Source organism: Pseudomonas sp. KUIN-1, assembly GCF_009176725.1.
GTDB classification, from domain to species: domain Bacteria; phylum Pseudomonadota; class Gammaproteobacteria; order Pseudomonadales; family Pseudomonadaceae; genus Aquipseudomonas; species Aquipseudomonas fragariae.
The window spans coordinates 855921-879167 of record NZ_AP020337.1 but is presented as its reverse complement, the minus strand read 5'-3'; the positions used below and the strand labels follow the sequence as shown (position 1 = coordinate 879167).

The 23247-nt window shown below is 56.0% G+C and carries 21 protein-coding genes and 1 pseudogene; 17 read left to right on the top strand and 5 right to left on the bottom strand.

Features of this window, described 5'->3' with window-relative positions; all coding sequences use genetic code 11:
* Positions 1 to 6: 6 nt before the first annotated feature.
* Positions 7 to 1023 carry an SMP-30/gluconolactonase/LRE family protein gene (locus KUIN1_RS04185; RefSeq protein ID WP_096135446.1) on the top strand — a complete coding sequence of 339 codons (1017 nt, stop codon included), beginning with the start codon at positions 7 to 9 and terminating at the stop codon, positions 1021 to 1023.
* 240 nt (positions 1024 to 1263) lie between these two features.
* On the opposite strand, the gene KUIN1_RS04180 is transcribed toward KUIN1_RS04185, so the two are convergent.
* The gene (locus KUIN1_RS04180) at positions 1264 to 2841 is read right to left on the bottom strand and encodes a carbohydrate porin (protein ID WP_116886771.1); all 1578 of its coding nucleotides are present in this window, start codon (positions 2839 to 2841) and stop codon (positions 1264 to 1266) included.
* Positions 2842 to 3008: 167 nt separating this feature from the next.
* On the opposite strand from KUIN1_RS04180, the gene KUIN1_RS04175 reads away from it, so the two are divergent.
* The 6 genes from KUIN1_RS04175 (at position 3009) to KUIN1_RS04150 (ending at position 9851) form a co-directional block, all read left to right on the top strand.
* A complete protein-coding gene (locus KUIN1_RS04175) occupies positions 3009 to 4283 on the top strand; it encodes an ABC transporter substrate-binding protein (protein ID WP_003403356.1) in 1275 nt (424 codons plus the stop codon).
* Positions 4284 to 4304: 21 nt separating this feature from the next.
* Positions 4305 to 5267, top strand: a complete 963-nt coding sequence (locus tag KUIN1_RS04170; protein WP_024659753.1) for a carbohydrate ABC transporter permease — start codon at positions 4305 to 4307, stop codon at positions 5265 to 5267.
* On the top strand, positions 5264 to 6106 hold the full coding sequence (locus KUIN1_RS04165; RefSeq protein ID WP_003403358.1) for a carbohydrate ABC transporter permease: 843 nt from the start codon (positions 5264 to 5266) through the stop codon (positions 6104 to 6106). Before KUIN1_RS04170 ends, KUIN1_RS04165 begins: the two co-directional genes overlap by 4 nt.
* 27 nt (positions 6107 to 6133) lie before the next feature.
* Positions 6134 to 7279: an ABC transporter ATP-binding protein gene (locus tag KUIN1_RS04160; RefSeq protein ID WP_269473527.1), complete on the top strand. Its 1146-nt coding sequence runs from the start codon at positions 6134 to 6136 to the stop codon at positions 7277 to 7279.
* Positions 7276 to 8778, top strand: coding sequence for a glycoside hydrolase family 32 protein (locus KUIN1_RS04155; protein WP_024651682.1), 1503 nt, complete (start codon positions 7276 to 7278; stop codon positions 8776 to 8778). The genes KUIN1_RS04160 and KUIN1_RS04155 overlap by 4 nt, the downstream gene beginning before the upstream one ends.
* Positions 8779 to 8858: 80 nt before the next feature.
* Complete coding sequence (locus KUIN1_RS04150) at positions 8859 to 9851, top strand: LacI family DNA-binding transcriptional regulator (protein WP_024651683.1); 993 nt, start codon at positions 8859 to 8861, stop codon at positions 9849 to 9851.
* A gap of 292 nt (positions 9852 to 10143) precedes the next feature.
* On the opposite strand, the gene trpC is transcribed toward KUIN1_RS04150, so the two are convergent.
* Positions 10144 to 10944, bottom strand: coding sequence for an indole-3-glycerol phosphate synthase TrpC (trpC, locus tag KUIN1_RS04145; RefSeq protein ID WP_003423144.1), 801 nt, complete (start codon positions 10942 to 10944; stop codon positions 10144 to 10146).
* 378 nt (positions 10945 to 11322) lie between these two features.
* Between trpC and KUIN1_RS04140 the strand changes: the two genes are divergently transcribed.
* The 4 genes from KUIN1_RS04140 to KUIN1_RS04115 all read left to right on the top strand — a co-directional run bounded on the left by KUIN1_RS04140 (position 11323) and on the right by KUIN1_RS04115 (position 15167).
* Positions 11323 to 11763: an MEKHLA domain-containing protein gene (locus KUIN1_RS04140; RefSeq protein ID WP_011266607.1), complete on the top strand. Its 441-nt coding sequence runs from the start codon at positions 11323 to 11325 to the stop codon at positions 11761 to 11763.
* Positions 11764 to 12273: 510 nt separating this feature from the next.
* The gene (locus KUIN1_RS04130) at positions 12274 to 12459 is read left to right on the top strand and encodes a Com family DNA-binding transcriptional regulator (protein ID WP_003403367.1); all 186 of its coding nucleotides are present in this window, start codon (positions 12274 to 12276) and stop codon (positions 12457 to 12459) included.
* A gap of 11 nt (positions 12460 to 12470) precedes the next feature.
* Positions 12471 to 13766 carry a glycoside hydrolase family 68 protein gene (locus KUIN1_RS04125; protein ID WP_011266606.1) on the top strand — a complete coding sequence of 432 codons (1296 nt, stop codon included), beginning with the start codon at positions 12471 to 12473 and terminating at the stop codon, positions 13764 to 13766.
* 219 nt (positions 13767 to 13985) lie between these two features.
* On the top strand, positions 13986 to 15167 hold the full coding sequence (locus KUIN1_RS04115; RefSeq protein WP_024651685.1) for a glycoside hydrolase family 10 protein: 1182 nt from the start codon (positions 13986 to 13988) through the stop codon (positions 15165 to 15167).
* Positions 15168 to 15382: 215 nt separating this feature from the next.
* Here KUIN1_RS04115 and KUIN1_RS04110 read toward each other — a convergent pair whose 3' ends face one another.
* The 3 genes and pseudogenes from KUIN1_RS04110 to KUIN1_RS28475 form a co-directional block, all read right to left on the bottom strand.
* Entirely contained in the window at positions 15383 to 15835 is a 453-nt protein-coding gene (locus tag KUIN1_RS04110) for a hypothetical protein (RefSeq protein ID WP_003348905.1), read from the bottom strand.
* Between the two features lie 818 nt (positions 15836 to 16653).
* Positions 16654 to 16794: a transposase gene (locus KUIN1_RS28480; RefSeq protein WP_099081786.1), complete on the bottom strand. Its 141-nt coding sequence runs from the start codon at positions 16792 to 16794 to the stop codon at positions 16654 to 16656.
* 122 nt (positions 16795 to 16916) lie between these two features.
* Positions 16917 to 17153: pseudogene (locus KUIN1_RS28475) on the bottom strand (transposase); the annotation flags it as partial.
* 632 nt (positions 17154 to 17785) lie between these two features.
* On the opposite strand from KUIN1_RS28475, the gene KUIN1_RS04095 reads away from it, so the two are divergent.
* The 6 genes from KUIN1_RS04095 to tnpB all read left to right on the top strand — a co-directional run bounded on the left by KUIN1_RS04095 (position 17786) and on the right by tnpB (position 23229).
* A complete protein-coding gene (locus KUIN1_RS04095; protein WP_011266602.1) occupies positions 17786 to 18577 on the top strand; it encodes a class I SAM-dependent methyltransferase in 792 nt (263 codons plus the stop codon).
* Positions 18577 to 20115: a class I adenylate-forming enzyme family protein gene (locus KUIN1_RS04090; protein WP_003403385.1), complete on the top strand. Its 1539-nt coding sequence runs from the start codon at positions 18577 to 18579 to the stop codon at positions 20113 to 20115. Before KUIN1_RS04095 ends, KUIN1_RS04090 begins: the two co-directional genes overlap by 1 nt.
* Entirely contained in the window at positions 20105 to 20890 is a 786-nt protein-coding gene (locus KUIN1_RS04085) for an alpha/beta fold hydrolase (protein WP_024651687.1), read from the top strand. The genes KUIN1_RS04090 and KUIN1_RS04085 overlap by 11 nt, the downstream gene beginning before the upstream one ends.
* Positions 20869 to 22311 carry an MFS transporter gene (locus KUIN1_RS04080; protein WP_103360187.1) on the top strand — a complete coding sequence of 481 codons (1443 nt, stop codon included), beginning with the start codon at positions 20869 to 20871 and terminating at the stop codon, positions 22309 to 22311. Before KUIN1_RS04085 ends, KUIN1_RS04080 begins: the two co-directional genes overlap by 22 nt.
* Before the next feature lie 260 nt (positions 22312 to 22571).
* Complete coding sequence (tnpA, locus tag KUIN1_RS28470; protein WP_003403392.1) at positions 22572 to 22838, top strand: IS66-like element accessory protein TnpA; 267 nt, start codon at positions 22572 to 22574, stop codon at positions 22836 to 22838.
* A 55-nt stretch (positions 22839 to 22893) separates the two neighbouring features.
* The gene (gene tnpB, locus KUIN1_RS27905; protein WP_053275766.1) at positions 22894 to 23229 is read left to right on the top strand and encodes an IS66 family insertion sequence element accessory protein TnpB; all 336 of its coding nucleotides are present in this window, start codon (positions 22894 to 22896) and stop codon (positions 23227 to 23229) included.
* Positions 23230 to 23247: the final 18 nt, after the last annotated feature.

Here is a 23247-nt window from a genome sequence, read left to right as displayed (position 1 = left end):
GAACATATGAAACCGACCCGTAAAAAACACTTTCTGCGCCCCTCCTCATGGTTATTGGGCGGTGCGCTCCTGGCCGCAGGTTCAGCAGGCGCAACCGACGCCGTCGCCCCTGTTCGGCAAGTGGTTATCGATCCAGCCTTCAGTCAACTGGTTGCCCCCCAGGCCCGCGTCGAGCTGCTGACCGATCAGGCGAAGTGGGCAGAAGGCCCGCTGTGCCTGGCCGATGGCCGTTTGATCTGGAGTGACATCAAGGCCAACAAGGTCAGCAGCTGGCAGGCAAAGGATGGCGTGTCCACCTGGCTGGAAAAGGCCGACTTTCAAAACGGGCATACGCTCGACGGCCAGGGCCGTGTGGTGGCGGCCTCGCATGGCAAGCGTGGCATCGTGCGGCAGGAGTCCAATGGTGAGTGGCGTACAGTGGTCGACACCTACCAGGGCAAACGGCTGAACAGCCCGAACGATGTCGTGGCAGATAAAAGCGGCGCTCTCTGGTTTTCCGATCCCACTTTCGGTGTGCTGAGCAAAAGCGAAGGCTATGGCGGCAAGCCGGAGCAAGGCGGTGAGTTCATCTATCGTTACGTACCCGACACCGGGCAGATCACCCGTCTCGACACACCCGAAGTCCACGCGCCCAATGGCCTGGCCTTCTCGCCGGATCAACAGCTGCTTTATGTGGCCGACTCACAAATGGCCCACGACTTCACCAACAAGAAGCTGGCACATCGCATCATGGTCTATCAGGTGCGCGACGGTCGCTTGATCAACGGCAAAGTGTTCGCTGACATCGAGCCCGGCATCCCGGACGGGATCAAAGTCGACGCGCTTGGCAACCTGTGGAGCAGCAGCAAGGAAGGTATTCAGGTATTTTCCGCAGCAGGCAAGCCACTGGGCAAACTGCTGGTCGCGGCGGCCGATACCAGCAACCTGACATTCTGCTCCAGCGAGCAGGCAAGCTGGGCGTACATTACCGCTGCCAACAAGGTGCTCAGGGTGCAGGTGATGAAGGGCGTAGCTGGTCAGTAGGACGGACTGTCCCAATACTCATTGGGTAGCAGTAGACCGATTCAAAGCCCGGCACACGGCGCCGGGCTTTGAATACGATGCCTAGGCTCTGTACGAAAAGTCGGCGAGCGAAGGTCAGGCGAGGCAAAAACAGGCGAGGAAGCGGAGTCTACGTGTTGTAAATGAGCATTCCGATTGGACTCGCATCCGAGCCTGTTTTTAACGAAGCATCACCGAGCGCAGCCACTTTTCGTACAGAGTCTAGAACCAGGTCTCCATCTGGATACCGAACTGCCAAACACCACCGGAATTGAAGTCGCTTTTGCCGAAGTTGCCGGTCGTGCTGTAGCGGTCCAGGTCCGAAGACCAGTTCATGAGGCTTGCGAACACTCGCAGTTCGGGACGTGTGAGCAGGTCACCCATGTCCGGCTTGAAGGTCGGCGCCACCGTAAACTTCCAGAAGTTACCGTCGACGGCATTGCGTTGCAGGTAGCCTTTGGGGTCGAGGTCCATGGTTTGCCAACTCAGCTCGTAGGCCATCTCGAAGTTGCTGTTGATCTCGTTGGCCAAGCGCATGTTCAGCGTGAGCCAGCGGTAATCGTCGCCTTTGACATAGCGGTCTTTGCTCTGCTCGGCCAGCAGGCTCGGGCCGATGCGCCATCCCGGCGCGATAGGCGTCTCGCCATACATGGCCAGACGCACCGCGCGGGCGTCGTCGAGCAGTTCGCCATCGGCGCCGATGTCCTTGACCTGTGCACCCAGGCCCTGCCCATAGAGCAACGCCGTCTTGAAGAAGCCTTCGCGGCCGAAAAAGTCCTTCTGGTGATTGGCCAACATGGTGTGCAGGCCTGAATCTGCGGGTGCAAAACCGGCTTGATTGGTGCGCGTACCGACGTCGTTTTTCCTTGCGCCAATAGCGTTGAACATCCACTGCCACTGACCATTGTCGAAGAATTGGTTGGAGGTCAGGATGTAGCTTTCCACATCGGCATCGACGCCGCCCTCACTGAAATCTCCGTAGTTACGTCCGATCAGGGAGTAGTTCGAGCGCCAGTCCCTGGTCATCTGCACATCGTAGATACCGCCACCGGTCCCGGCCAGAAAGACCACGTCCGAGTCCAGCCAGTGGATATCGAAATTATCCCTGTCGAAGCGCTTACCGGCCCACAGGGTGGAGTTCTCGAACACTGAATTACCCTTGAAGGCGGCGATGTGGTCGAGTTCGGTAAATACCTGACGCACGTTCAGGCTGCTTTCGGTGGGTGTCCAGTCGTTATAGCTTTCAACGCCATCGGCGATGGAGACCGTGAACTTGGAGCGCGTGCCGTTCTGCGCGTAGATCTCTTTCGACAGATCGAAGCGCATGTAGGTGTCGTCTTCGTTACCCAGCCGTCCGACCGCCCCACCGACTGAACCCGCGGGTGTTGTATAAGGCCCGCCGCGACCGCCGCCCAATCCGTCGTTGATCAACAGGCCGGAGCGAGCATAGCCCTTGAAGCTGAACCCGTCGGTGAGGTGTCCGACACCGCCTGGCTTCTCCATGCTTTGCTGGCGGGCTTCGAGTTTTGCTACGCGATCATCCAGAGCGGGCTGTGGACTGGCTGCCACAGTCGGCGCGGAAATAGGCGCGGCAGGCTGCGCAGCGGGGGTGGCGAGTTTGAGTTGCTGCAGTTCCCTGGCGAGCGCCTGGGTTTGCTGTTCGGCTGCGGCTGCACGTTTTTCCGCAGCGCTGGCACGGGCTTCAAAAGCGGCCATCCGTTCTTCCAGAGTCGCGGCCTGAGAGACGGTTGTCGAGGTGCCGAGTACCCCTGCGAGTAGCCATCTTGATGCGTTCTGCATGTGGACTTCCTGTTTTGTTTTTATTGTTTTCGTGACGTTGGCCGGGCCTTTTTCCCTCAACACAAAATTGTGCAAATCGAAGAAAAAAGGGTGCCACATCGAAAATACGCTGCTACATTGACGATGTTAACGTTAACTTTTATAAAAACAAAAATAAAGAGGGCTCTATGAAACAGCTGAAATCTCTTCTTCCCGCCGCGCTGCTCACCCTGTCTGCAGGGTTTCCTGCGCTGTCGAACGCCGCCAATCTGACGATCTCGTGTGGGGCCGTCGGTGCTGAGTTGCAACTGTGCAAGGAGGCAGTCGATAGCTGGTCAAAACAGACCGGCAACAACGTCCAGGTGGTTTCCACGCCTAACTCTGCGACCGAGCGCCTGTCGTTCTACCAGCAGATCCTCAGTGCCCAGTCCACCGACATCGATATCATTCAAATCGACATGGTGTGGCCGGGGATGCTCGCCAAACACCTGACGGACCTGCGCGAACTGCTTCCGGCAAATGCAACACAAGGCTATTTCCAGGCACAGGTGGACAACGCCACCGTCGACGGCCGGCTGGTGTCGATGCCCTGGTTTACCGACTCGGGGCTGCTGTATTACCGCAAGGATCTGCTCGACAAGTACCAACAGCCGGTCCCCCAGACCTGGGAAGACATGACCGCTACCGCCAAAAAAGTGCAAAAAGCCGAGCGCGATGCCGGGAACGCCACGATGTGGGGCTATGTGTTCCAGGGGCGCGCTTATGAAGGCCTGACATGCAACGCCCTGGAATGGATCAGCAGCCAGCCGGACGGCGGACTGGTCAACCCGCGCGGAGACATCGTGGTCAACAGCCAGGCCTCACGAGTCGCGCTGACCCTGGCCAAGAGCTGGGTCGGCGACATCTCCCCGCCCGGCGTCCTCAATTACACCGAGGAAGAAGGCCGTGGCGTGTTCCAGTCGGGAAATGCGCTGTTCATGCGCAACTGGCCTTACGTGTGGGCCTTGGTGCAAAGCAAGGACAGCGCGATAAAAGACAAGGTTGGCGTAGCGCCCCTCCCCAGCGGCGGCGCGAACGGCACCCATGCTTCAACGCTCGGAGGCTGGGGGCTGGCGGTTTCGCGCTACAGCCGCAACCCCAAGCTGGCGGCAGAACTGGTTGCCTACCTGACCAGCGCCCAACAGCAAAAACAGCGTGCCCTGGCAGGTGCCTACAACCCGGTCATCGAGTCGCTGTATGCCGACCCCGAGTTGCTCGCGGCGATGCCTTACTACCCCCAGTTGCACAGCATCCTCAGCAATGGGGTCATGCGCCCCGCCGCCATCACGGCCAACGGCTACCCACGCGTCTCCAACGCCTTCTTCGATCGGGTGCATAGCGTGCTGGCGGGCGATATTCCGGTCGATCAGGCACTGGTCGAACTGGAACGCGAACTGACCCGCATCAAACGCCGGAACTGGTAAGCCACACGTAAGGAAATCAACATGCCTGTCTCTTCTACCGACTACCCCGGAGACGACGAACTCGTCACCCGGGAAACGCCTGTACAACGTCGCAGGCTACGCGCCGCCTGGCTGTTTCTGACGCCGATGCTGGTGTGCCTGGTGCTGGTGGCGGCCTGGCCATTGCTGCGCACATTCTGGTTCAGCCTGACCGACGCCGATCTGTCGGATACCGGCAGTGGCTCATTCGTGGGCCTGAGCAATTATCTGCTCTACGACGGCGTCATCTGGTCTGGCGTGCTGGTCGATCCGCAATGGTGGAACGCGGTGCGTAACACCCTGCATTTCACCGTGGTGTCGGTCGGGCTGGAAATGGTCCTCGGACTGATGGTGGCGTTGCTGTTGAACGTCAAGTTCACCGGCCGCGCGCTGGTGCGTGCGTTGATTCTGATCCCTTGGGCGATTCCGACCATCGTCTCGGCGAAGATCTGGTCGTGGATGCTCAATGACCAGTTCGGCATTATCAACCACATGATGCTGAGCCTGGGCCTGATTGACGCGCCACTGGCCTGGACGGCAGATGCGGATCTGTCGATGTGGGCAGTAATCATCGTCGATGTCTGGAAGACCGTGCCCTTTGTCACCCTGCTGATGCTCGCGGCACTGCAGATGCTGCCAAGCGATTGCTACGAAGCCGCCAGGGTCGATGGCATTCATCCGGTGCGGGTGTTCTGGCGTGTCACATTGCCGTTGCTGATGCCCGCGTTGTTGGTCGCCGCAATCTTTCGCATCCTCGACTCGTTGCGGGTCTTCGACGTCATCTACGTCCTGACCTCCAACTCTTCGAGCACCATGAGCATGTCGGTCTATGCCCGCCAGCACCTGGTGGAGTTCCAGGACGTCGGGTACGGCAGCGCCGCCTCCACCCTGCTGTTTCTGGTCGTGGCCGTGATTGCCATGCTTTATCTGTACCTCGGACGTCGCCAGCTGGAGGTGCGCTCATGAACCTGCGCCCGCTGAAGAAAGCGCTGCTGCGCCTGGCCTTCTGGGGCCTGGTCGGGGTCGTGCTGCTGTACGCGATCTTCCCTTTCTATTACGCCGTCCTGACCTCGCTGAAACCGTCCAGCGCCTTGTTTGAAGTGAGCTACTGGATCACCGAAGCCGACTTCTCCAATTACGCAGCGGTCCTCAGCCAGGCTTCATTCCTGCAGGCCATCGCCAACTCGCTGGTGGTTGCGCTGAGTGTGGTGATGCTGGCGCTGTTCCTCGGCCTGACGGCGTCCTATGCCTTGGGCAGGGTCAAGTTCCGAGGCCGCGGCACGGTACTGATGATGGTGCTCGGGGTCTCCATGTTTCCTCAGGTCGCGGTGCTGTCGGGGCTGTTTGAAGTGATCCGCGCACTGGGTCTGTACAACACCTCATGGGCGCTGATCCTGAGCTACACGATTTTCACCCTGCCCTTCACCGTCTGGGTGCTGACCACGTTCATGGGGCAACTGCCGCATGAACTGGAAGAAGCGGCAATCATGGATGGCGCATCGCCCTGGGTCACGCTGACCCGCGTGCTGTTGCCGCTGCTGTGGCCCGCCCTGGTCACGACCGGCCTGCTGGCATTTATTGCCGCGTGGAACGAGTTCCTGTTTGCCCTGACCTTCACCCTGACAGACGCCCAGCGAACGGTCCCGGTCGCCATCGCCCTGATTTCGGGTGGCAGCTCCCACGAATTGCCCTGGGGCCTGTTGATGGCGGCGTCGGTGCTGGTGACCGTGCCACTGGTGATTCTGGTGCTGATCTTCCAGCGCCGCATCGTTTCCGGCCTCACCGCCGGCGCGTTGAAAGGTTGATGCACACAACTGACAAGGAACAGCATCGTGATGAAATTGAAGCTAGCCAACATCAACAAGCAATTGGGCGGCACGCGTATTCTGCGCGACGTCAGCCTGGAGATCGCTGCCGGTGAGTTCGTTGTGTTCGTCGGCCCGTCGGGCTGCGGAAAGTCGACGCTGCTGCGCTTGATCGCCGGACTGGATTCGATCTGTGCTGGCGACCTGCTGATCGACGGACGACGGGTCAATGACCTGGAACCACGCGAGCGTGGTGTCGGTATGGTCTTTCAGTCCTACGCCCTGTACCCGCACATGAGCGTCTACGACAACATCAGTTTCGGCCTCAAGCTGGCCAAGACGGAAAAAAGCAGCCTGCGCGAACGCGTGCTGAAAACCGCGCAGATCCTGCAACTGGACAAACTGCTGCAGCGCAAGCCCAGGGAACTGTCCGGCGGGCAGCGCCAGCGTGTGGCCATGGGCCGAGCCATGGCGCGGGAACCGGACATCCTGTTGTTCGATGAACCGCTTTCCAACCTGGATGCCTCGTTGCGGGTTCAGATGCGCAACGAAATCGCCCGCCTCCACAAGCGGCTGGGCTCGACGATGATCTACGTCACCCACGATCAGGTAGAGGCGATGACCCTGGCGGACAAGATTGTCGTACTCAACGGCGGTCAGGTCGAACAGGTCGGCTCACCACGCGAACTTTACGAGCGCCCTGCCAGCCTTTTCGTCGCCGGTTTTCTGGGCTCGCCAAGAATGAACTTTCTGCCCGTGAGCTTGCAGGCACCGGGTCGCAGCAGCCTGATCGATATCCCGGCACTGGGCATGAAATCCCTGCCCTTCGACAGCTCGAATCTGACCGAGGATGCGCAACTGACCCTGGGTGTTCGCCCGGAGCACATCACCCTCAATGCTGCGAACAACGGCGTTGGCGTCACGGTGACCGGTGTCGAATACCTGGGCAGCGAGGTCTATGTGCACCTGGCTACCGGGGCGAGCGAGCCCTTGATTTGTCGCTGCGATGCCAAGGCCGGCTGGCAGGTGGGCGACCAGGTCGCGCTGCAATTCGACGACAGCAACCTGCACCTGTTCGACGCCGATGGCCTGGCCCTGAAGCGCCACACAGACGCCAGTCAACACCTGACACCCGGCACCACACCGCACCTCGTACAAGCAGGCACCCTATGAGTTTTTCCGTGAATGCCATGAGCAACCCGATGTCCCCCGCCCTCGAACGCGCGCACCATGCGCTGGAAGAGGGCCTGTCGCAGCTCATCCACGATTATCGGCCCGGTTACCACCTGGCCCCGCCGGCAGGCTGGATGAATGACCCCAACGGGGTGGTGTTCTTTCGTGGCGAATATCATGTGTTCTATCAACACCACCCGTTCGACGCGAAATGGGGCCCGATGTACTGGGGCCATGCAAAGAGTGCCGATCTGGTCCATTGGCAACACCTGCCCATTGCCCTGGCACCCGGTGATGACTTCGATCGGGACGGTTGTTTTTCCGGCAGTGCAGTGGTGTGTGGCGACACCCTGGCGCTGATCTACACCGGGCACACATGGCTGGGTGACGTGGGCGACGAGCGTTTTATCCGTCAGGTGCAGTGCCTGGCCACCAGCACCGATGGCATCAGTTTCGTCAAACACGGGGCCGTTATCGACACCCCGCCGCAAGACGGGATGATTCATTTCCGTGACCCGAAGGTCTGGCGACAGGACGGCCACTGGTACCTGATTGCCGGCGCACGCCTGGGCGACAAACCGCTGCTGCCGCTCTATCGATCCAAGGACCTGCACGCGTGGGAATTCGTCAGCTATGTGTCCTCAGGCGAGGAAGGCGACGGCTATATGTGGGAATGCCCGGACCTGTTCGGCCTGAATGAACGCGACGTACTGCTTTACTCCCCCCAGGGCATGCCGGCACAGCGCTACGAGCGACTGAACAGGTTCCACACCGGCTATCGAGTGGGCCAGGTCGACAGTCAATGGCAGTTCACCGGCGGGCCTTTTATCGAGCTGGACAGCGGCCACGACTTCTATGCGGCGCAGACGCTGGTGGCGGCAGATGGCAGACGTCTGCTGTGGGCGTGGATCGACATGTGGGAAAGCCCTACACCCACCGAGGCGCATCACTGGCGCGGCATGCTCGGCCTGCCGCGAGAACTTGAAGTGCGCGCCGATCGCCTTTGCGTGCAGCCCGCACGCGAACTGACAGCGCTGCGCAACGCAGCCTTGCCAGGCACTGCCTGGTGGAGCGACGCGGGTAGCCAGTGGCTGACCGACATACACGGCGACATGCTGGAAATCCACGTGCAGCTGGACCTGCTCGACTGCATCGAAGGGCACTTGGGCGTGGCATTGCGTTGCAGTCAGGATGGCCAGGAGCAGACTCTGCTTTGCTACGATGCGTCGCTAAAACGTTTGATCCTCGACCGTACTCAGTCGGGCACCCACGTCAGCGGTCAGCGCAGCGTAGCGATAGATCCACAACAGAATCAGCTTGAACTGCGGATCTTTCTTGATCGCTCGTCCATTGAGGTGTTCGAGCAAAACGGCAGTTTCAGCTTCAGCAGCCGCCTTTATCCACAGACCGACAGCCTGGGGGTCAAGCTTGTTGCCAACGGCACAGGAGGCCGAGTCTGCATTGCCAACGCATGGCAGCTCTCCTCCGGATACCTGTAAGGTAAATCATTGAAGTCGCGAAAAAAATCAGCTCTCTGTAGCATGATAATCATCAGTCAACCCGACAGGCCCCGACCCGCATGACCTCAGTTAAAGACGTTGCAAAACTGGCCGGTGTGTCTCTGATGACGGTGTCTCGGGCGCTCAATGATCCGGGAAAGCTGAGCCCGGAGACTTATCAGCGAGTGCGCAACGCGATCGATGAGCTTCAATTCGTACCCAGCCTGTCGGCTCGCCGGATACGCGGCGACAACCTGCAGACCCGGACCATCGGCGTATTCGCCCTGGACACCGCAACGACGCCTTTTGCGGTCGAGCTGCTGCTGTCCATCGAACAGACCGCGCAGCAGGCAGGCTGGAACGTATTTATCCTCAACCTGCTGAGCAACCCGCCGACCGACCAGAACATCGACCTTATGCTCTCGCATCGCCCCGACGGGTTGATCTTCAGCGCCATGGGCTTGCGCAAAGTGAGTATCCCGCAGCGCTTGAAGAGCAAACCGCTGGTGCTCGCCAACTGCGTAGCCGATGACAGCAGCCTTGTCAGTTATGTGCCGGACGACGAAATGGGTCAGTACCGTGCCTTGCACCACGCATTCAGCAAGGGCTATCGACGCCCGCTGTTCATCAACCTGCCAAAACAGAGCCTGGCCTGGGAAATTCGGCAAGCAGGTATGTTGCGTGCCTGCGAGGCGTTCGGTCTGGCTGGCGACGAACTCTTGCAATACAACCTGTCCGAACACGACGCCTATTGGGAAACCGCCGCCATCCTCGCCCGGCACATGCTGGATGGCCGTCCGCAGTTCGACATTCTGATCTGCGGCAATGACCGCATTGCCTTTTGTGCCTACCAGCTGCTGCTGGGCCAGGGCCTGAAAATCCCCGGCGATGTCGCCGTACTGGGTTATGACAACATGATCGGCATCGCCGAGCTGTTCATCCCTGCGCTGACCACGGTGCAACTGCCGTATTACGAGATCGGTCGCAACGCCGCCCGGCACTTGATCGACAGCGTTGAGGTATCGGGCTCCCAGCCTGTGGACTGCCCGCTGGTGGTCAGAGAATCGTTATGAAGCCTTGCGTGGGATAGCCCACGCATCGAGTCGTCACGCGGGACGATCCCGAAAAAAGCGACTGCTCTTGAGTTCTGATTTTCAACTTCGAAACGCTGGCCATAGGGATGAGCAAGCTGGTGGCGAGGTTGTCGCTTTAAAGGTTGCCTATTGCTTCATGTCGGACCGTTGGGGATGCTATGGATAGTGATTCCACAGCATTCAGAGCAAACAACTGCTTACGTCCGGAATATCCGCAGGCTGCATCAGAGGAGCGCACAACTGCCCCTCTGACCCGGGAGCTTGATACGTGTCAGTCCGCACTGCCGGTCAGCAGTGTTCTTGTCGCCGCCACAACATCTTCTTTGCGCATCAGGCTTTCGCCGACCAGAAAGGTAGTGATGCCGGACTTCTTGAGTCGCAGGCAATCATTATGGTTGCCGATACCACTTTCGCCGACCAGCAGTTTGCCTGCGGGCACCATGGATGCCAGTCGCTCGCTTGTGCCGAGGTCTACTTCGAAGGTATGCAGGTTGCGATTATTGACGCCGAGCAGCGGGGAAGACAGTTTAAGCGCACGCTCCATTTCATGTTCGTCATGCACTTCCACAAGGACGTCCATCCCCAGCGTCATGGCGGCACTTTCAAGTTCGGCAGCCAGGTCATCACTCAATGAAGCCATGATCAGCAATATGCAGTCCGCGCCCCAGGCACGTGCCTCATACACCTGATACGTATCAAACATGAAGTCTTTTCGTAACACAGGAAGGGCGCAAGCGTTTCGCGCGTCAATGAGAAACTGCGGCGAGCCCTGGAAGCTTGGCGTGTCGGTCAGAACGGATAAACAGGCAGCGCCACCGGTTTCATAAGCCTTCGCCAGTTCAGGAGGGTTGAAGTCTTCGCGAATCAGACCTTTTGATGGACTGGCTTTTTTTATTTCTGCAATCAAGCCGATCAGACCCTGCTGCTCTTTTGCTTTCAGTGCTTTATAAAAACCGCGTGGGCTGGACTGTTCGAGGGCACGCTGTTCGAGGCGGCTGAATGGCAAGTCAGCTTTCGCCGCCTCTATTTCCTGAAGTTTGTAATGTTTTATTTTGTTTAGAATATCACTCATGACAGTCACTCATATTAGCGGGCAGTTTATTACATTAATCCCTGGGGTGTTTGACGCAAGAACGCTGATTCTTGCCCTCTAGCAAAAGTCAAACCAGACTACCTTCACTGACCGACAAACAATAATTAAATTAAATTTATCAATCTTTAAATATCATGCGCGTTAAATATATCATAATAGCTTATGATGTAAACCCAGAGCATATGCTCTTCGGTAACGCACCCTTTTATGTAAGCAAGGCGACCAAGATGGCAAAACAGCATCAACTTGCCATTGCCGCCTGGATATAGCGTGCTGTTTCAGAAATAAAGTCTCTGATAAAAGCATCTTTGCGTGCTCGTTGCGAGGTGACAGGTGTCTCAAGAACAGTTCATACAGATGCTCGATGAAAGCTACCGACATTGGACCGGCCACGGACTGCCGTCCCCTCGGCAACTGGACTCGCAACAACGCCTCACCTGGCTGCATACACAAGCTCCCTATAGCCTGTTGGCCCACGATGGCGCCGCGGACCCGCGCTTTACCTACGTGAACGAATGCGCGCTGCAATGCTTCAAGTACCCGCGCGACAGTTTCATTGGCATGCCCTCACGTTTCAGCGCCTCGGAGCTCGATCGTGCTCAGCGTCAGGTATTGCTGGAGCAAGTCACCGCCAATGGCATCGCTGAGGGCTACAGCGGCTGGCGAGTGGATGCGAATGATCAACCGTTCATGATCTACGCAGGTGTGGTGTGGACCTTATTGAATTCGCAGGGCCAGGCGTGCGGGCAAGCCGCGTTATTCTGGCCGGATGAGCAGCGTATCGGCGTTCTGGAGTAAGGTTTTTCGGAATGGTTGTCTGCTCCTGCTCAAGCAGACAACCTGACCAACCACCTTGTCCAGAAGCATCGCCCTACGCTCCATCCTGCCGATTCGATGACGCAGAAGTCCCGCTTTCCAGTGCAGATTTATCCCCTCGTCAAACGTCCAATCACCTCAAGCTGGTCGTTTCATTCATGGCTGCGCCCGTGCTCTGGAATCAACTGACTTTGTACACGCCTGAAGCACCGCGCCTCCAATCAAAGCGCTGTCTCGCGCCGTTTATCCGGGTCGATTGCGCATCTGTGGTCGAACTCTTGTTGAACTCCGGCCAAACTCGACCTTCCCCGAAAGTGCTTCTTTCCAGACTTTCCGGATGCGGGTAAAAAGACACCACGATATGCGATTTGCGCCTCAGGGCAGCCATCGGATAGGGGCTTTTTAACAGCGCCAACCGATACATTGCGATCCACCCCAAACCCCGCCTCGGCGGGGTTTTTCATTGGGCGAAATACAAGGAGACCCGTGCAAATGTTGAAAGACTACCGATGCGGACAGTGCAAGAAGCTGCTGGCTCGCATGGGTGACTACACCGAACTCCAAATCAAGTGCTCCCGCTGCGGGACGCTGAATCATGTGAAGGCCGCGAGCCTTGAGTTATCGCCTTTGAGCGAAAGAGGTACAGCAGCGTCGCTGCTGCCTCCCAAAGCTATTTAAAGGTATCAATTATGTCCACTAGCAGCTCTGCTGTAAGCCAGCTCAAAAATAGTCCTCTAGCAGGTCACATCAACTACGCACCCACTGTCTGGTCCCGCGCCGATGCGCTGAAGGTCAATGAAAATGACCCGACCACCACGCAGCCACTGGTGAGTGCGGACTTCCCGGTCATGAGTGATACGGTATTCATCTGGGACACCATGCCGCTGCGCGAGCTGGATGGCACGGTGGTTTCGGTCAACGGCTGGTCGGTCATCCTGACCCTGACGGCTGACCGCCACCCCAATGATCCGCAATACCTCGACGCCAATGGCCGTTATGACATCAAGCGTGACTGGGAAGATCGTCATGGCCGCGCACGCATGTGCTACTGGTACTCGCGTACCGGCAAGGACTGGATCTTTGGTGGTCGCGTAATGGCCGAGGGGGTATCGCCCACCACGCGAGAGTGGGCGGGCACACCCATACTGTTGAATGACAAAGGCGATATCGATCTTTATTACACCTGCGTCACGCCCGGCGCAGCGATCGCCAAAGTACGTGGTCGTATTGTGACGTCCGATCAGGGCGTGGAGTTGAAAGACTTTACCCAGGTCAAAAAGCTGTTCGAGGCCGACGGCACCTATTATCAAACCGAAGCGCAGAACTCGAGCTGGAACTTTCGCGACCCCAGCCCGTTCATTGACCCCCGTGACGGCAAGTTGTACATGGTGTTTGAAGGCAACGTCGCCGGTGAACGCGGCTCGCACACAGTAGGGAGTGTCGAGCTGGGTCCTGTGCCACCAGGTCATGAAGACGTGGGCGGGGCCAGATTCCAGGTAGGTTGTATCGGCCTGGCGGTCGCAAAAGATCTCACTGGTGAAGAGTGGGAAATACTTCCGCCCTTGGTGACAGCCGTCGGCGTGAACGATCAGACCGAGCGTCCGCACTATGTCTTTCAGGACGGCAAGTATTACTTGTTCACCATCAGTCACAAGTTTACGTATGCCGATGGTATTACAGGACCAGACGGTGTCTACGGTTTTGTCGGCGAACATTTGTTCGGCCCGTACCGGCCAATGAACGCTTCCGGCCTGGTGCTCGGCAATCCGCCCGAGCAGCCTTTCCAGACGTATTCCCACTGCGTCATGCCGAACGGCCTGGTGACTTCATTCATCGACAGCGTGCCCACCGAAGGTGAGGATTATCGTATCGGCGGCACCGAGGCGCCGACGGTGAGAATCCTGTTGAAGGGGGATCGCTCGTTCGTGCAGGAAGAATATGACTACGGTTACATTCCTGCGATGAAAGACGTGCAACTGAGCTGACACGCCGTCCACGTACGATGCCTGAAGAACGCCTGTGCAAGCAGGCGCTCTTCAGGCGTTCAGCCCAGCAACTCGCTCATCGCGATGATCTGCTCGGCCATGGCTACCTACCAGCGTCCTGGAAGGTGTCGTACTCGTTAATGAACAGGCATTTCAAAATGCCCATGCATGGACAGCGTATTTCGTTTCCTCAGAACCCTGCACACAGGAGAAACCGCAATGGCGACCGCGAACAAAAATCTCAAGGCGACCTGGGTCGCAACCGTTACGAATCTTGACTGGCCGTCAGTCTCATCTCTGGCCATCACTGATGAGGCTGTACGTGTCAGTACACAGAAAGAAGAGTTGACCCGCATTCTTGATGACATTGTGGCCATGAAAATGACTGCGGTTATATTCCAGGTTGTTCCCTGCGCAGATGCATTCTACGCATCAGACCTGCTTCCATGGTCGAAATACCTGACGGGGACGCTTGGGGAAAATCCCGGCTTCGACCCGCTGGCTTATGCCGTTGAGCAGGCGCACGCTCGTCATATCGAGCTGCACGCATGGGTGAACCCGTACCGCGTATCAATGAACACCAGCGATGCCACAATAGAAGAGCTGAATAACTCATCCTCTGACTCGCCGGCCAGTGTGTTTAAACTGCATCCTGAATGGACAGGCACTTCAGCGAAACGCTTTGTTCTCGATCCCGGCATACCTGAAGTTCAGGCGTGGGTGAGTAGTATCGTTGAAGAGATTGTCACTCAATACGATGTGGATGCCATTCAGTTCGACGATTATTTTTATTATGAATCCGCCGATTCCCTGCTCAATGATGATGCGACCTACCAGACCTACAATACGACCTTTACTACAAAGGCCGACTGGCGACGGAATAACACTTATTCGCTGGTTGATGCATGCCATAAAAAAATAGCCGCCGTTAACACGGATGTCTTGCTTGGTATCAGCCCGGCAGGCGTCTGGCGGAATAAATCTGACGACCCGCTGGGGTCTGATACGCAGGCCGGTGCACCTAATTACGATTTCGCGTACGCAGACACCCGGAAATGGGTCATTGACGGCATCATTGATTATATCGCCCCGCAGGTCTACTGGCCGTTTGCCCGGGAGGTTGCCCGCTATGACGTCATCACCCAGTGGTGGGCGGATACCGTCAGGGGTACCGGCACAGCGCTATATATTGGTATGGCTCTGTATAAAGTGGGAACGGCATCAGCAGCCGAGCCAGACTGGACTGTTGAGGGGGGCGTGCCTGAAATGACTCGTCAGCTTGACCTGAATGATTCTCTGGCTGAGGTGTCCGGGTGCATGTTTTTTCGACATATGTTTCTGCGGGCTTCGCAGACACAGCAGGTGGTTGATTACCTGAAGCGTCGCTGGGCCGACGTCTAATTTTTTGTTGGGCTTCTGCGCAATGGGGAAGCCCCTGTAATAAGCGGGCTTTTTTAAAATGGATTTCGCCCGCTCAATACAGGCAATATTGGCTCAACCGTTCGTTGAAATCATGCTCAAGTTTCCGTTTCTGAGAGATGCGCAACGGATGTCATGGTGAATTTTCCGGGCGGCTGGATATAGACGTAGCTCCACGACTAGACGCTCCATGAAGATTATTTATTTTTCCACGTGGTAGACACCGGATTCGTGACGGTATTTTTTTCCTGGGTATAAGTGCCGTTCTGCTGGGCAAGGGCCTCGCCGGTATCAACAATAGCGTTCTGGATGAATATGTTTTGCTTGTCTCCACGAACGAACGTTAACTGATGAAAGGCCGTTTTATTCCCCCAGTCGCTAGAAGGCAGAGAAATGAAACGCACAGTGAAAGTTTCCTCATCTACATTGCCCTCTATGGAGTAAACGCCATAGTGGTTTTCACCCTGCGAAATCAGTTTGTAGGTGCCGTTATCGTAATAATAAATTTCGGCATCGGGGAACGGTTTTTTGTCGTACATTTTACGGTAATGCAGCACTTGCTTAATGGTGGGCTGACCGAAGCTAACCGTCAGTTCTTTACCATCCACCGAGGTGGTCAGTCCCTCGGCGTGAGCACCGTTCATGAGCATTAGCAGACTTGTGGTTACCGTTGTGATTAATTTCACTTCACTTTTCCTCGTCTGGTTCTATGGATGACGTTGCGTCAACGTACTGAGACTGTTACCTACGTTGGCAATGTTACAATTTTCGGGTATGTACTGCATACCATTTATGAACTAGTCAGCCTGCGGCTGCCAATTGCCCATCGCGTAGCATCAGGAAACCGCGTGGTCCATCAGAGCTACCATAGAGCTGCGCTTTAATATGACGACTGCAATACATCATAAAGCCCACCTATTCTGTTGCTGGAATCATATGTGTTGCGATAAGCGTCCCTGCAGGCGGAGCAGCTGCGCTGGCATGCGCAGTGATCGGAGGTGCCGCTGGAGGTGTAGCGGGAGGCGCGATGGGGACTAAACGCGGTGAGATGATGGGTGACTATCTGTATAGGCAAACCAGCCCATGACAGACCTAGATCCAGGTCTAATAGCGACTATCATTACTCTATCGATCGTAATCACGATGTGTATTACTTTTTATATCGCACACGCTTATACCGAAAAATTTGAACGTTGCCTCCCCAGCTGTGTGTTTGTAGAGCATAACAAGATGGCCTTCTCAAACGCAGGTCTTTTAAGGAAAATCATGCGTTGCAGTATGATTTATTTTTACCTGTGGGTGCCAAGTCCAGGCAAAAAAAGGGGCTTGGCGGATATTGAAGAGATTAGACGCTTCCCTGCGAAGCTCAAGTACTTGCTTACCCCCCCTTTGGACAGCACAGATTATTCCTTTAATAGTACTAGTTTTGTTCACTCAGTTTATAGCACCCTAAGCGTTAACTCGTTCTCTAGGGTTTGTCTGAAAAGTCAGCCCGCAAGCATCTTTCGATGCAAGCCAGTGTGACCATCGCTTTAAAGCTACTTGCCAGCTTGTCGTAACGCCTACAAATCCGACGTTTTTCCTTGAGCCAGCTGAACAACCGCTCCATAACGTTGCGTTTTTTGTACTGAGGCCCGTCAAACAGCCGAGGCAGGCCAGGTCGAGGCTTGCGATGCAATAACCCTTGTCGGCAAGCACATAACGGCAACGCTTGCGTGGGCGCCCCTTGCTGCCAGGAAGGCTGATCTGATCCAGCAACGGCTTGAAGTAGCACGAGTCAACCTGTTCGCCAGGCGACAGCATGATGGCCAGCGGGAAGCCATGGCTGTCGCAGGCGAGGTGTATTTTGGTAGTCAGTCCGCCCCGGCTTCGGCCGAGACAATGGTGTGGCGGTTCCTGCGGGCCCCTTTTCTTCCAGCGCCGTTGGCTGCCCGGGTGGCCCGGATTGACGTGGAATTGACCATCCAGGTGTCCAGATCGATGAAACCGTCTTCTCGCAAACGAAGATGAAGGTGGCGCAGAACCGTCTGTGACGAGCAGAAAACTTGATATTTCTATCAGCCTAGGGCCGCAATACGTCTATACAGGTGTTTAGTAGCCAAGCTAACACTCGGTAACTCCACGCCCCGACACCGGGAGAATTTCTATGAAGCTATCTGATATCAGTACGTTTATTACACGGTGGCCACTTGCTAGGTTTGCCTCCCCTGCCGATTGGCTTGATCGGGTGCATCTTTACGACCCGGTTCGGCCACAATATTTCAACAATGGACTGGCGCCCACTCAGTACGAGACAACCTTAACGTCGTGTCCAGGATCAGTTGACCACTAAAGGGATGTATTTTCGTGTGAAAAGACGGGATGTCATGCGTCTAATACGATATTTCAGCTCGATTCTCCCAGCCTGTGCCACGCAGGGAAATGCAAAATAATTGCTGTCCCAGAAATCAGTGACAGACGCTCTTAAAAAAAAATGATTAATTAGAATCTAGCTTTGGCCCTTCTGTTTTAAGGGCTTCTAAGCGCTATTGTGTTATGTCGTTGCGAATGTAATTTTAAATCCGCAACTTTACCCAATATCATCACAAGGGAAAGTGAAAATGAACGTTGCCCAAAAAAACACAAAAGAAACTGACAAGCTTTTTTCCAAGCAGTCTCATCACTATGCAGCTTTTCGTTTCGATTACCCTGCAGAGCTTTATGACTTCATCCAAAGAAATAGTCCTGATACACAACAAGTGTGGGACTGCGCAACCGGCAGCGGCCAGGCCGCTATCAATCTAGCGACAACCTTTAGGCATGTAACCGCGACAGACATCAGTGCGGAGCAAATTAGTCATGCGCCTCGGGTACCCAATATCAGTTTTCAGGTGCTGGCCGCAGAAAATGCTCGTTTCGCTCATCAACAATTTGACGCAGTCTGTGTGGCCCAAGCTATTCATTGGATAAACACCTCCAGCTTTTACGCGCTGGTCGATCACTGCTTGGTCAGTGAGGGATTACTGCTCATCGTCGGCTACGCATTCAACGAGCCGTTGACTCCCGCCCTGGACCAAGTGATCAACGACTTTCAATTCGGGGTGCTAAAGGACTTTTGGCCCGCTCAAACCGAAATTTTGTTCGCTGGGCTCAAGGATCTGCCATTTCCTTATCCGCGACTGCCAACTCCTGAGATGCATATCCAGCGCAGCTGGAGCCTACAGGACTACGTAAACTACACAAGAACTTGGTCTGCGACTCAGCTATATATCGACCAGCACGGCACCGATCCTTGTATCGAATTAGCCGAGCGGTTGGCCGAAGTATGGCCCCAGGACAAGAAACACCTTGAGTTTCGGTGGAAGCTGTTCGTCTTGGCAGGGAACAAACCTGCGTGCGAGGGCCGCCCCTAATGAACGTCAAGGACACCCTCCTTCAGGCGGTGAAGGCTTTCAGCGACCGCCCGGCAGTATGCGATGGAGAGCGCAGTCATAGCTATCAGCAGGTATGGACACGTGCCTGCCGCTTGGCTAACGGCTTGTTGGCTTGGGGCTTTGAACCCGGAACACGAGTGGCAGTGCTGGAAGATAACAGCATCGAATCCTTGGATGTGGTTGTGGGGCTTGCTATTGCTGGATTTGTGCGAGTACCACTATATGCCGGTAGCGCTCTGGCCATTCAGATGAATATTGTCGAGCATACGAACTGCCAAGCGTTGATTGTCTCGCCGGCCCACGCTGACACCGCAAGGGAAATGCATCGGCAAGACCCCAAGCTGCGGCTGCTGACCTACGGCGCCAGCTACGAGACCTGGCTCGCTTCAGCAGATGATAGCGACCCGAACATCAACGTCTCCGATGAGGATCTGTTCATCATCCGCCACAGCGGTGGCACCACCGGAGTACCAAAAGGTGTGCCCATCAGTCACAGGACGTGGCTCTACTCAATTTACGAGTGGTCATATAGTCTGCCACCCCTGAGCCCTAGTGATGTGTTCCTCCAGGTAAGCCCGCTGTCCCACGGGGCCGGCTACCTATTGCTACCCACTTGGATCGCAGGGGCCTGCACCTTAGTCAGACCCGCTTTCGATGCGGCCGACTGTCTGCAATGTCTCACCAAGTATCGGGTCACCTACAGCTTCTTCGGACCCGCAGACCTCAACGTGCTGACCCGCTTCGCTTCCGCAGCCGCAGTACCGCCGCAAAACTGGCTCAAGGCTGTGATCACCGGCGGGTCACCCATCGCTGAGTCCACTATCCGCCGTCTGCATAAATGTTTTGGGCAAGTTCTGTATCAATATTATGGTCAGGTCGAGGCGGGTATAATCAGTGTGATGCCGCCCCTGAACCTCGATGAGGTGTCCCTGGGTGATAGCCGCCTGCAGTCTTGTGGCCGACCTCGCCACGATGTGCAGGTCTGCGTACTGGATGATGCCTGCGAAGCGCTACCCCCAGGTCAAGTCGGTGAGATTGCAATTCGTGGCCATGGTGTGATGTCAGGATATTGGAAAAATCCACAGAAAACTGCGACCAAGTTCAATCAGGGCTGGCTGCTGACTGGCGATCTCGGCCGCATCGATGAACAACACTACCTTTACCTGCTGGATCGCAAGGAAGAAATGGTCGTCAGCAGTGGAATGAACATATACCCGAATGAGGTTGAGAACGTCTTGATGGGCCATACCCAGGTGCTAGAGGCCGTGGTGTTCGGGGTGCCCGACGAAAACTGCGGCGAAGCTTTGCAAGCAATCTGCGTCCTGCGCCAAGGAGCAAATACCGATGCAAAGGTCTTGGCTGAACTGTGCCGCCAGGCTCTAGGCGAATTTAAAACGCCGCAAAAAATCGTTCTGCAGCATGAGCCTTTGCCTCGTAGCGCAGTGGGGAAAATACAGCGCAGGGCCATTCGAGCAAACTGGTGGGGCAATACGGAGCGTTTTATCCATGCAGTTTGAGCTTAGAAAAGATGGTTCAGAGCCGCCAACTCTAAATTTTGTCCTGATACCTGGCGCCGGGTTCGGGGGCTGGGTCTGGCGGGATGTTGTCCGCTTGCTGCAAAATCAAGGCCATCGCGTACTGACGCCAACCCTTGCAGGGGTCGCCGAATGTCAACACTTGATCTCCGACGAGGTTGGCCTCAGCAGCCATGCTCGGGAAATTGTGGCGGCAGTGGTGGATAACAACTTAGACAATGTGGTGCTGGTGGGCTGGAGCTATGGCGGTGCAGTGGCAGCTGCATCAATACCCGAACTTTACTCTCGTGTGCGATCAGCGATTTTCCTCGATGCCTTTCTCCCCATAGACAGTAGACCGCTGCTAGAATACTTGCCCACAGCTCTACAAGCTCAGCTGACGACATGGCAGCGAGAAGGATCAGAACTTACAATTACATTGGGCAACGCTGCCTGGTTCGGATTGCGGGACCCGATCTTGCATTCTGAGGTCGAGGAGCGTCTGAGCCCGCATCCCGGCCGGCCCTTCTTTGAGCCCCTTACCCCTTTGGACCTGAGCCGCAATGTGGCCTACAGCTACATTCGCTGTACTCAGTTCCCCTTTCCGGCTTTTGATAAAGCCGTACACCTTGCCCAGAACACTGGCGTGTTTACGGTCCAGTACCTCGACTCGGGACATCTGAGCATGCTCACCCACCCAAGCCTACTGGCTCAAACCCTAATGGAACTGGGTTCCAGATATCGGGAGGTTGACCAATGTCAGAGGCTCCAACGCTAAAACCAAATCATGCGGAGGTTCTGACCGGCGCAAGGCGCTGGATGTGCTTGGCAATCCTTCTTGTGGGGTCGTTCTTGCCGCCTCTAGATTACTTCATCATTAACATCGCCCTCCCTTTCATCAAGGCTGACTTGCGGGCCAGCGATGGCATGATGCAGGCTTCGGTATCAATCTACGCGGCAGCCTTTGCACTATTCCTGATTCTCGGCGGGCGCTTGGGAGACAGCTATGGTGCACGACGAACCTTTATCGTGGGCATGCTCGGCTTTGCAGTTGCCTCGGCAGCCTGCGGTATGGCCGGAAGCGATCTGGTCCTGGTTGTTGGCCGCTTCGTTCAGGGGTTGTTTGCCGCCATAATGGCCCCCCAATCCCTGGCATTAATCCACGCCAACTTCATTGGTAAAGACAAAGCACTTGCACTCTCGCTGTATGCTTCGATTTTTGGTCTAGCCTGTCTGGTGGGGCAAGGCGCGGGAGGCCTGCTTATAGAAGCCAATATCGGCGGACTGAGCTGGCGCAGCTTGTTCCTAATAAATTTGCCGGTTGTCTTGTTGTGCCTTTTAGCCGCAGTTCGCCTGCTCACCGAATCCACACTACAGCAGTCGAAATATATAGACATCCGAGGCTGCGCTTTATTCGCCGGATTCCTGCTACCGCTCCTAGCCTGCCTTATCGAGGCTGCGCCTAGAGGCTGGCCTTGGTGGTCGTGGCTTGCACTTACCCTAAGCGCCTTCTGCCTCAAGCTATTTGTTACTTGGGAAAACCAACTCAAACGTGGAGGAAGAGCACCCTTTGTCGATCTGGCGATCTTTAACTTACCGCCGTTGTTACCCGGCGTTCTAGCGCTGTTCTGCTTCTATGCCATTTCGCCATTCTTTCTGATTTATGCCGACTTCCTACAGTCGGGTTTCCAACTTAGTCCGGCGGCGGTAGGCGCTAGGATCCTGCCTTTCGGTATTGGCTTTTTCATTGCAGCATTGAGCAGTGCTTTTCTTGGTCAGCGCCAGGGTAAGCGCGGGGCAATGTTGGGTTTGAGCCTTCAGGCGGCGAGCATGCTTAGTGTGGTAATGTGCATTTGCGGCGGGCGCCCGGATCTGCTTTACCTGCCCTTGATCTTGCTTGGCGCAGGACAAGGTTTCGCATTGCCGGCCATGGTAGGGGTAGTCAGTGACACCCTTAATCGCCATCATCCAGGCATGAGTTCCGGGCTTATCAATACCGTCCTACAATGCAGTTCAGCGTTTTTTGTGGCCAGCGTTGGCGGGGTGTTCTTCGGAGTTAAAAACGCTATTCCCGGCATAATCGGGCTGTCCGATGCATTGGTGGCCGCCACTTCGCTGATTCTGGTATGTCAACTGCTGGCACTTTTGTTAATCCGTATCTCAATCTCACGAGAAGCCGCCAGCACCGCCGAACACTAGTCAAACCGCTAAATAATAAAACCAGGCAAAGGCGAAAACGAGTCCAGCATGACTGGCTCTCTAACGGACAGCGACTGACTCCTTTTGTGGGGCTTAGAGACGACTGGCATTCACCTAATTATTGCTGCTGATGCAGAATTGACACTACTACTGAAAATACGTAAGGGGCCGGGGAACACGCCTTCCTAGCTCGAGCAATAAGGGCGATTGTGTCCGCGTATTTTTATGCGGACGCAATTACCCTTAATGCCAGGATCGTCATGCGCCAACGTAAGTCATACCCGAAATCCTTCAAGACCCAAGTCGTTCAAGAGTGCGAGCAGCTCGGTGTTTCCGTGGCAGCTATTGCGATGAGTCACGGGATTAATGCCAATGTCGTTCGCCGGTGGATACCGCTTTACCGTGATCAGCAGGCAGTCGCGCTGCCAGCTTTCATTCCTTTGAAAGTCGCGCCGGTTGAACCAAACATAAGACCGAAGCGTCAGCGATCATTGAGCTGCCGCGTGGCGAGCAATCGCTCATCGTAAAATGGCCAACTTCCGACCCTGACGGATGCGCCCGCTTTGTCCGAGGGCTTGTCCTTTGATCCGCATCGATGCGATCTGGCTCGCCACCGAGCCGATGGACATGCGCGCCGGTACCGAGACGGCATTGGCCAGGGTGATCGCGGTGTTCGGTGCGGCGAAGCCGCACTGCGCTTATCTGTTCGCCAATCGCCGCGCCAAACGCATGAAAGTTTTGGTGCATGACGGCTTCGGTATCTGGCTGGCGGCTCGCCGATTGAACCAAGGCAAGTTCCACTGGCCAGGTATTCGCCAAGGCTCTGAACTGGAGTTGGCTCCCGAGCAACTTCAGGCTTTAGTACTGGGCTTGCCATGGCAACGCGTAGGTTCCGGCGGCTCGATCACACTGCTTTAACGGCTGCCATTAGCCTAT